The 7956-nt window shown below is 44.9% G+C and carries 15 protein-coding genes; 14 read left to right on the top strand and 1 reads right to left on the bottom strand.

Annotated elements, in window-relative coordinates; genetic code table 11:
• Positions 1-249 (top strand): antitermination protein (locus IA22_RS35980; RefSeq protein ID WP_209443751.1); only part of this gene is annotated, 249 nt, incomplete at its 5' end.
• On the opposite strand, the gene IA22_RS35975 is transcribed toward IA22_RS35980, so the two are convergent.
• Positions 250-762 carry a superinfection exclusion B family protein gene (locus IA22_RS35975; protein WP_231912168.1) on the bottom strand — a complete coding sequence of 171 codons (513 nt, stop codon included), beginning with the start codon at positions 760-762 and terminating at the stop codon, positions 250-252. It lies immediately after the preceding gene.
• A gap of 236 nt (positions 763-998) precedes the next feature.
• Between IA22_RS35975 and IA22_RS35970 the strand changes: the two genes are divergently transcribed.
• From IA22_RS35970 to IA22_RS35915, 13 genes are all read left to right on the top strand, one after another.
• Positions 999-1199 carry an antirestriction Ral family protein gene (locus IA22_RS35970; RefSeq protein WP_000213975.1) on the top strand — a complete coding sequence of 67 codons (201 nt, stop codon included), beginning with the start codon at positions 999-1001 and terminating at the stop codon, positions 1197-1199.
• A 182-nt stretch (positions 1200-1381) separates the two neighbouring features.
• Complete coding sequence (locus IA22_RS35965; RefSeq protein WP_000065374.1) at positions 1382-1750, top strand: DUF2528 family protein; 369 nt, start codon at positions 1382-1384, stop codon at positions 1748-1750.
• A gap of 72 nt (positions 1751-1822) precedes the next feature.
• Positions 1823-1987 (top strand): protease FtsH-inhibitory lysogeny factor CIII, encoded by a 165-nt coding sequence (locus tag IA22_RS36990; protein ID WP_001198861.1) that lies wholly within the window; start codon positions 1823-1825, stop codon positions 1985-1987.
• Positions 1956-2099, top strand: a complete 144-nt coding sequence (kil, locus tag IA22_RS36985) for a host cell division inhibitory peptide Kil (RefSeq protein WP_000372937.1) — start codon at positions 1956-1958, stop codon at positions 2097-2099. Before IA22_RS36990 ends, kil begins: the two co-directional genes overlap by 32 nt.
• A gap of 74 nt (positions 2100-2173) precedes the next feature.
• Positions 2174-2470, top strand: coding sequence for a host-nuclease inhibitor Gam family protein (locus IA22_RS0133395; protein ID WP_000995451.1), 297 nt, complete (start codon positions 2174-2176; stop codon positions 2468-2470).
• A gap of 5 nt (positions 2471-2475) precedes the next feature.
• Positions 2476-3261: a phage recombination protein Bet gene (bet, locus tag IA22_RS35950; RefSeq protein WP_000100844.1), complete on the top strand. Its 786-nt coding sequence runs from the start codon at positions 2476-2478 to the stop codon at positions 3259-3261.
• Positions 3258-3938, top strand: coding sequence for a lambda exonuclease family protein (locus IA22_RS0133385; protein ID WP_000186853.1), 681 nt, complete (start codon positions 3258-3260; stop codon positions 3936-3938). The genes bet and IA22_RS0133385 overlap by 4 nt, the downstream gene beginning before the upstream one ends.
• Entirely contained in the window at positions 3929-4117 is a 189-nt protein-coding gene (locus IA22_RS35945) for a DUF1317 domain-containing protein (protein WP_001251812.1), read from the top strand. The genes IA22_RS0133385 and IA22_RS35945 overlap by 10 nt, the downstream gene beginning before the upstream one ends.
• The gene (locus IA22_RS35940; protein ID WP_015979260.1) at positions 4090-4281 is read left to right on the top strand and encodes a DUF1382 family protein; all 192 of its coding nucleotides are present in this window, start codon (positions 4090-4092) and stop codon (positions 4279-4281) included. The genes IA22_RS35945 and IA22_RS35940 overlap by 28 nt, the downstream gene beginning before the upstream one ends.
• Before the next feature lie 391 nt (positions 4282-4672).
• Positions 4673-4894 carry a TraR/DksA family transcriptional regulator gene (locus IA22_RS35930; RefSeq protein WP_000763367.1) on the top strand — a complete coding sequence of 74 codons (222 nt, stop codon included), beginning with the start codon at positions 4673-4675 and terminating at the stop codon, positions 4892-4894.
• Positions 4891-5439 carry an ead/Ea22-like family protein gene (locus IA22_RS35925; protein WP_001289873.1) on the top strand — a complete coding sequence of 183 codons (549 nt, stop codon included), beginning with the start codon at positions 4891-4893 and terminating at the stop codon, positions 5437-5439. The genes IA22_RS35930 and IA22_RS35925 overlap by 4 nt, the downstream gene beginning before the upstream one ends.
• A gap of 191 nt (positions 5440-5630) precedes the next feature.
• Positions 5631-5891 carry a hypothetical protein gene (locus tag IA22_RS38165; RefSeq protein ID WP_081889924.1) on the top strand — a complete coding sequence of 87 codons (261 nt, stop codon included), beginning with the start codon at positions 5631-5633 and terminating at the stop codon, positions 5889-5891.
• 295 nt (positions 5892-6186) lie between these two features.
• Positions 6187-7083, top strand: coding sequence for an excisionase (locus IA22_RS35915; RefSeq protein WP_081889925.1), 897 nt, complete (start codon positions 6187-6189; stop codon positions 7081-7083).
• Positions 7084-7956 lie beyond the last annotated feature (873 nt).

Raw genomic sequence — 7956 nt, 5'->3', positions numbered from 1 at the left:
GTTGGGGTAAGCGCAAAACCAGTTAACCGCCCTATTCTCTCGCTGAATCGCAAACCGAAATCACGAGTAGAAAGCGCACTAAATCCGATAGACCTTACAGTGCTGGCTGAATACCACAAACAGATTGAAAGCAACCTGCAACGTATTGAGCGCAAGAATCAGCGCACATGGTACAGCAAGCCTGGCGAACGCGGCATAACATGCAGTGGACGCCAGAAAATTAAGGGAAAATCGATTCCTCTTATCTAGTTACTTAGATATTGGCCTTGGCTTTATCTCAATATTATATGGATCATAGCTGGCAACTAATTCAGTCCAGTAAATATCCTCAATAGGGAATAATATATGCTTTCCATTCCATCGGGAAAAAGTTTTGTTCAACACACCAAGCTCAATCAACTCACTAATGTATGGGAATTGTTTTGATGTAACCACATACTTCCTGCCTTCATTAAGGGCTGCGCACAAAACCATAGATTGCTCTTCTGTAAGGTTTTGAATTACTGATCGCACTTTATCGTTTTGCATCTTAATGCGTTTTCTTAGCTTAAATCGCTTATATCTGGCGCTGGCAATAGCTGATAATCGATGCACATTAATTGCTAGCGAAAATGCAAGAGCAAAGACGAAAACATGCCACACATGAGGAATACCGATTCTCTCATTAACATATTCAGGCCAGTTATCTGGGCTTAAAAGCAGAAGTCCAACCCAGATAACGATCATATACATGGTTCTCTCCAGAGGTTCATTACTGAACACTCGTCCGAGAATAACGAGTGGATCCATTTCTATACTCATCAAACTGTAGGGGTTGTAATAGTTTATCCGATTTCTCGCTGTAGGGGTACACGAGAACCACCGAGCCTGATGTGGTTAAAAGACAGGCACAATCTTTACTACCGCAATCCACTATTTAAGGTGATATATGGAAGAAGAATTTGAAGAGTTCGAAGAGCATCCTCAGGATGTGATGGAACAATACCAGGACTATCCGTATGACTACGACTATTGATAAAAATCAATGGTGTGGACAATTCAAGCGATGCAATGGATGCAAGCTGCAATCGGAATGCATGGTTAAGCCTGAAGAAATGTTTCCTGTAATGGAAGATGGGAAATATGTCGATAAATGGGCAATACGAACGACGGCAATGATTGCCAGAGAACTTGGTAAACAGAACAACAAAGCTGCCTGATAGTGGCCTTTATTTTTGGCATAAATAACAGAATAAACACTGCACTGTGTATTCATTCCAACGAGTGAATACACGGAGCAATGTCGCTCGTAACTAAACAGGAGCCGACTTGTTCTGATTATTGGAAATCTTCTTTGCCCTCCAGTGTGAGGGCGATTTTTTATCTGTGAGGATATGAACAGATGTCAAACATCAAAAAATACATCATTGATTACGACTGGAAAGCATCAATAGAAATTGAAATCGACCATGACGTAATGACAGAGGAAAAACTTCACCAGATTAATAATTTCTGGTCAGACTCTGAATACCGACTCAATAAACACGGCTCTGTATTAAATGCTGTATTAATCATGCTGGCGCAACATGCTCTGCTTATAGCAATTTCAAGCGACTTAAATGCATATGGTGTTGTGTGTGAGTTCGACTGGAATGATGGAAATGGTCAGGAAGGATGGCCTCCAATGGATGGTAGCGAAGGAATAAGAATTACCGATATCGATACATCAGGAATATTTGATTCAGATGATATGACTATCAAGGCCGCCTGAGTGCGGTTTTACCGCATACCAATAACGCTTCACTCGAGGCGTTTTTCGTTATGTATAAATAAGGAGCACACCATGCAATATGCCATTGCAGGGTGGCCTGTTGCTGGCTGCCCTTCCGAATCTTTACTTGAACGAATCACCCGTAAATTACGTGACGGATGGAAACGCCTTATCGACATACTTAATCAGCCAGGAGTCCCAAAGAATGGATCAAACACTTATGGCTATCCAGACTAAATTCACTATCGCCACTTTTATTGGCGATGAAAAGATGTTTCGTGAAGCCGTCGACGCTTATAAAAAATGGATATTAATACTGAAACTGAGATCAAGCAAAAGCATTCACTAACCCCCTTTCCTGTTTTCCTAATCAGCCCGGCATTTCGCGGGCGATATTTTCACAGCTATTTCAGGAGTTCAGCCATGAACGCTTATTACATTCAGGATCGTCTTGAGGCTCAGAGCTGGGCGCGTCACTACCAGCAGCTCGCCCGTGAAGAGAAAGAGGCAGAACTGGCAGACGACATGGAAAAAGGCCTGCCCCAGCACCTGTTTGAATCGCTATGCATCGATCATTTGCAACGCCACGGGGCCAGCAAAAAATCCATTACCCGTGCGTTTGATGACGATGTTGAGTTTCAGGAGCGCATGGCAGAACACATCCGGTACATGGTTGAAACCATTGCTCACCACCAGGTTGATATTGATTCAGAGGTATAAAACGAATGAGTACTGCACTCGCAACGCTGGCTGGGAAGCTGGCTGAACGTGTCGGCATGGATTCTGTCGACCCACAGGAACTGATCACCACTCTTCGCCAGACGGCATTTAAAGGTGATGCCAGCGATGCGCAGTTCATCGCATTACTGATCGTTGCCAACCAGTACGGCCTTAATCCGTGGACGAAAGAAATTTACGCCTTTCCTGATAAGCAGAATGGCATCGTTCCGGTGGTGGGCGTTGATGGCTGGTCCCGCATCATCAATGAAAACCAGCAGTTTGATGGCATGGACTTTGAGCAGGACAATGAATCCTGTACATGCCGGATTTACCGCAAGGACCGTAATCATCCGATCTGCGTTACCGAATGGATGGATGAATGCCGCCGCGAACCATTCAAAACTCGCGAAGGCAGAGAAATCACGGGGCCGTGGCAGTCGCATCCCAAACGGATGTTACGTCATAAAGCCATGATTCAGTGTGCCCGTCTGGCCTTCGGATTTGCTGGTATCTATGACAAGGATGAAGCCGAGCGCATTGTCGAAAATACTGCATACACTGCAGAACGTCAGCCGGAACGCGACATCACTCCGGTTAACGATGAAACCATGCAGGAGATTAACACTCTGCTGATCGCCCTGGATAAAACATGGGATGACGACTTATTGCCGCTCTGTTCCCAGATATTTCGCCGCGACATTCGTGCATCGTCAGAACTGACACAGGCCGAAGCAGTAAAAGCTCTTGGATTCCTGAAACAGAAAGCCGCAGAGCAGAAGGTGGCAGCATGACACCGGACATTATCCTGCAGCGTACCGGGATCGATGTGAGAGCTGTCGAACAGGGGGATGATGCGTGGCACAAATTACGGCTCGGCGTCATCACCGCTTCAGAAGTTCACAACGTGATAGCAAAACCCCGCTCCGGAAAGAAGTGGCCTGACATGAAAATGTCCTACTTCCACACCCTGCTTGCTGAGGTTTGCACCGGTGTGGCTCCGGAAGTTAACGCTAAAGCACTGGCCTGGGGAAAACAGTACGAGAACGACGCCAGAACCCTGTTTGAATTCACTTCCGGCGTGAATGTTACTGAATCCCCGATCATCTATCGCGACGAAAGTATGCGTACCGCCTGCTCTCCCGATGGTTTATGCAGTGACGGCAACGGCCTTGAACTGAAATGCCCGTTTACCTCCCGGGATTTCATGAAGTTCCGGCTCGGTGGTTTCGAGGCCATAAAGTCAGCTTACATGGCCCAGGTGCAGTACAGCATGTGGGTGACGCGAAAAAATGCCTGGTACTTTGCCAACTATGACCCGCGTATGAAGCGTGAAGGCCTGCATTATGTCGTGATTGAGCGGGATGAAAAGTACATGGCGAGTTTTGACGAGATCGTGCCGGAGTTCATCGAAAAAATGGACGAGGCACTGGCTGAAATTGGTTTTGTATTTGGGGAGCAATGGCGATGACGCATCCTCACGATAATATCCGGGTAGGCGCAATCACTTTCGTCTACTCCGTTACAAAGCGAGGCTGGGTATTTCCCGGCCTTTCTGTTATCCGAAATCCACTGAAAGCACAGCGGCTGGCTGAGGAGATAAATAATAAACGAGGGGCTGTATGCACAAAGCATCTTCTGTTGAGTTAAGAACGAGTATCGAGATGGCACATAGCCTTGCTCAAATTGGAATCAGGTTTGTGCCAATACCAGTAGAAACAGACGAAGAATTTCATACGTTAGCCGCATCCCTTTCACAAAAGCTGGAAATGATGGTGGCGAAAGCAGAAGCAGATGAGAGAAACCAGGTATGACAACCACGGAATGCATTTTTCTGGCAGCGGGCTTCATATTCTGTGTGCTTATGCTTGCCGACATGGGACTTGTTCAATGACACCTCAGCAGGAAAACGCCCTTCGCAGCATTGCCCGTCAGGCTAATTCTGAAATCAAAAAAAGCCAGACAGCAGTTTCCGGATAAAAACGTCGATGACATTTGCCGTAGCGTACTGAAGAAGCACCGCGAAACGGTAACGCTGATGGGATTCACACCGACTCATTTAAGCCTGGCAATCGGCATGTTAAACGGCGTCTTTAAGGAACGATGAACATGAAAAGCAAAATCATCAGGGAGCTACAGGCTCCTTTTTTATTATTCGCATTCACCCTCAAGCGTATTAACCAACAGTTCAGGGATTAATGAAAGATGGCAGACATCATTGATTCAGCATCAGAAATAGAAGAATTACAGCGCAACACAGCAATAAAAATGCGCCGCCTGAACCACCAGGCTATATCTGCCACTCATTGTTGTGAGTGTGGCGATCCGATAGATGAACGAAGACGCCTGGTCGTTCAGGGTTGTCGGACTTGTGCAAGTTGCCAGGAGGATCTGGAACTTATCAGTAAACAGAGAGGTTCGAAGTGAGCGAAATTAACTCTCAGGCACTGCGTGAAGCGGCAGAGCAGGCAATGCATGACGACTGGGGATTTGACGCAGACCTTTTCCATGAATTGGTAACACCATCGATTGTGCTGGAACTGCTGGATGAACGGGAAAGAAACCAGCAATACATCAAACGCCGCGACCAGGAGAACGAGGATATTGCGCTAACAGTAGGGAAACTGCGTGTTGAGCTTGAAACAGCAAAATCAAAACTCAACGAGCAGCGTGAGTATTACGAAGGTGTTATCTCGGATGGGAGTAAGCGTATTGCTAAACTGGAAAGCAACGAAGTCCGTGAAGACGGAAACCAGTTTCTTGTTGTTCGCCATCCTGGGAAGACTCCTGTTATCAAGCACTGCACTGGTGACCTGGAAGAGTTTCTGCGGCAGTTAATCGAACAAGACCCGTTAGTAACTATCGACATCATTACGCATCGCTATTACGGGGTTGGAGGTCAATGGGTTCAGGATGCAGGTGAGTATCTGCATATGATGTCTGACGCTGGCATTCGCATCAAAGGAGAGTGAGATCGGTTTTGTAAAAGATAACGCTTGTGAAAATGCTGAATTTCGCGTCGTCTTCACAGCGATGCCAGAGTCTGTAGTGTCAGATGATGACCGTACTCAAACATCGGGTTGAGTATTATCTTACTGTTTCTTTACATAAACATTGCTGATACCGTTTAGCTGAAACGACATACATTGCAAGGAGTTTATAAATGAGGCAAAAAGATTGGGCGTTATCAATGTTGTGCAGATCCGGTGTCTTGTCTCCATGCAGACATCACGAAGGTGTTTATGTAGATGAAGGTATAGATATAGAGTCGGCATACAAATATTCCATGAAGGTTTATAAGTCTAATGAAGACAAATCCCCATTCTGCAATGTGCGAGAAATGACTGATACCGTGCAAAATTATTATCACGAGTACGGTGGAAACGATACTTGCCCTCTCTGTACAAAACATATAGATGATTAAACCCAATATTACATAACAATCCTCGCACTCGCGGGGATTTATTTTATCTGAACTCGCTACGGCGGGTTTTGTTTTATGGAGATGATAAATGCACTTCCGAGTCACAGGAGAATGGAATGGAGAGCCATTCAACAGAGTTATCGAAGCGGAGAACATCAACGACTGCTACGACCACTGGATGATATGGGCGCAGATAGCACATGCAGACGTAACCAATATTCGAATTGAAGAACTGAAAGAACACCAAGCCGCCTGATGGCGGTTTTTTCTTGCGTGTAATTGCGGAGACTTTGCGATGTACTTGACACTTCAGGAGTGGAACGCACGCCAGCGACGTCCAAGAAGCCTTGAAACAGTTCGTCGATGGGTTCGGGAATGCAGGATATTCCCACCTCCGGTTAAGGATGGAAGAGAGTATCTGTTCCACGAATCAGCGGTAAAGGTTGACTTGAGAATCAACAGTGATAATTCCGTTACGTTACATTCATGGCTTGATCGCTACGAAAAAATCCTGGCCAGCAGAGGAATCAAGCAGAAGACACTCATAAATTACATGAGCAAAATTAAAGCAATAAGGAGGGGTCTGCCTGATGCTCCACTTGAAGACATCACCACAAAAGAAATTGCGGCAATGCTCAATGGATACATAGACGAGGGCAAGGCGGCGTCAGCCAAGTTAATCAGATCAACACTGAGCGATGCATTCCGAGAGGCAATAGCTGAAGGCCATATAACAACAAACCATGTCGCTGCCACTCGCGCAGCAAAATCAGAGGTAAGGAGATCAAGACTTACGGCTGACGAATACCTGAAAATTTATCAAGCAGCAGAATCATCACCATGTTGGCTCAGACTTGCAATGGAACTGGCTGTTGTTACCGGGCAACGAGTTGGTGATTTATGCGAAATGAAGTGGTCTGATATCGTAGATGGATATCTTTATGTCGAGCAAAGCAAAACAGGCGTAAAAATTGCCATCCCAACAGCATTGCATATTGATGCTCTCGGAATATCAATGAAGGAAACACTTGATAAATGCAAAGAGATTCTTGGCGGAGAAACCATAATTGCATCTACTCGTCGCGAACCGCTTTCATCCGGCACAGTATCAAGGTATTTTATGCGCGCACGAAAAGCATCAGGTCTTTCCTTCGAAGGGGATCCGCCTACCTTTCACGAGTTGACTCTATGAGAAGCAGATAAGCGATAAGTTTGCTCAACATCTTCTCGGGCATAAGTCGGACACCATGGCATCACAGTATCGTGATGACAGAGGCAGGGAGTGGGACAAAATTGAAATCAAATAATGATTTTATTTTGACTGATAGTGACCTGTTCGTTGCAACAAATTGATAAGCAATGCTTTTTTATAATGCCAACTTAGTATAAAAAAGCTGAACGAGAAACGTAAAATGATATAAATATCAATATATTAAATTAGATTTTGCATAAAAAACAGACTACATAATACTGTAAAACACAACATATGCAGTCACTATGAATCAACTACTTAGATGGTATTAGTGACCTGTAACAGAGCATTAGCGCAAGGTGATTTTTGTCTTCTTGCGCTAATTTTTTGTCATCAAACCTGTCGCACTCCAGAGAAGCACAAAGCCTCGCAATCCAGTGCAAAGCTTTGTGTGCCACCCACTACGACCTGCATAACCAGTAAGAAGATAGCAGTGATGTCAAACGACGCAGCTGACTTCTTTTCTTTCACGAAAATGGCTACGAAGTCCGTGGCTATCTATCGGCTTATTAGTACTTGAAACGCTTCTTCAGAAGCCTGAAGAGCTAATCGTTCGGCGATACTATATATGCATTAATAGACTATATCGTTGGTATAAACAGTGCACCATGCAACATGAATAACAGTGGGTTATCCAAAAGGAAGCAGAAAGCTAAATATGGAAAACTACAATACGATGCCCCGTTAAGTTCAATACTACTAATTTTTAGATGGAAAACGTATGTAATAGAGAGTAACTTAAAAGAGAGATCCTGTGTTGCCGCCAAATAAATTGCGGTTATTTTAATAAAATTAAGGGTTACTATATGTTGG

The organism is Kitasatospora papulosa (assembly GCF_000717245.1).
Taxonomy (GTDB): Bacteria; Actinomycetota; Actinomycetes; order Streptomycetales; family Streptomycetaceae; genus Streptomyces; species Streptomyces papulosus.
This window is presented reverse-complemented; position numbering and strand designations above follow the sequence as displayed.

What these genes read in the sequence shown, in the direction of transcription:
- IA22_RS0133385 (WP_000186853.1), top strand. Translation starts at nt 3,258, where the DNA reads ATGACACCGGACATTATCCTGCAGCGTACCGGGATCGATGTGAGAGCT.
- IA22_RS36990 (WP_001198861.1), top strand. Translation starts at nt 1,823, where the DNA reads ATGCAATATGCCATTGCAGGGTGGCCTGTTGCTGGCTGCCCTTCCGAA.
- IA22_RS38165 (WP_081889924.1), top strand. Translation starts at nt 5,631, where the DNA reads ATGAGGCAAAAAGATTGGGCGTTATCAATGTTGTGCAGATCCGGTGTC.
- IA22_RS35970 (WP_000213975.1), top strand. Translation starts at nt 999, where the DNA reads ATGACTACGACTATTGATAAAAATCAATGGTGTGGACAATTCAAGCGA.
- IA22_RS0133395 (WP_000995451.1), top strand. Translation starts at nt 2,174, where the DNA reads ATGAACGCTTATTACATTCAGGATCGTCTTGAGGCTCAGAGCTGGGCG.
- IA22_RS35945 (WP_001251812.1), top strand. Translation starts at nt 3,929, where the DNA reads ATGGCGATGACGCATCCTCACGATAATATCCGGGTAGGCGCAATCACT.
- IA22_RS35940 (WP_015979260.1), top strand. Translation starts at nt 4,090, where the DNA reads ATGCACAAAGCATCTTCTGTTGAGTTAAGAACGAGTATCGAGATGGCA.
- IA22_RS35915 (WP_081889925.1), top strand. Translation starts at nt 6,187, where the DNA reads ATGTACTTGACACTTCAGGAGTGGAACGCACGCCAGCGACGTCCAAGA.
- IA22_RS35930 (WP_000763367.1), top strand. Translation starts at nt 4,673, where the DNA reads ATGGCAGACATCATTGATTCAGCATCAGAAATAGAAGAATTACAGCGC.
- bet (WP_000100844.1), top strand. Translation starts at nt 2,476, where the DNA reads ATGAGTACTGCACTCGCAACGCTGGCTGGGAAGCTGGCTGAACGTGTC.
- IA22_RS35965 (WP_000065374.1), top strand. Translation starts at nt 1,382, where the DNA reads ATGTCAAACATCAAAAAATACATCATTGATTACGACTGGAAAGCATCA.
- kil (WP_000372937.1), top strand. Translation starts at nt 1,956, where the DNA reads ATGGATCAAACACTTATGGCTATCCAGACTAAATTCACTATCGCCACT.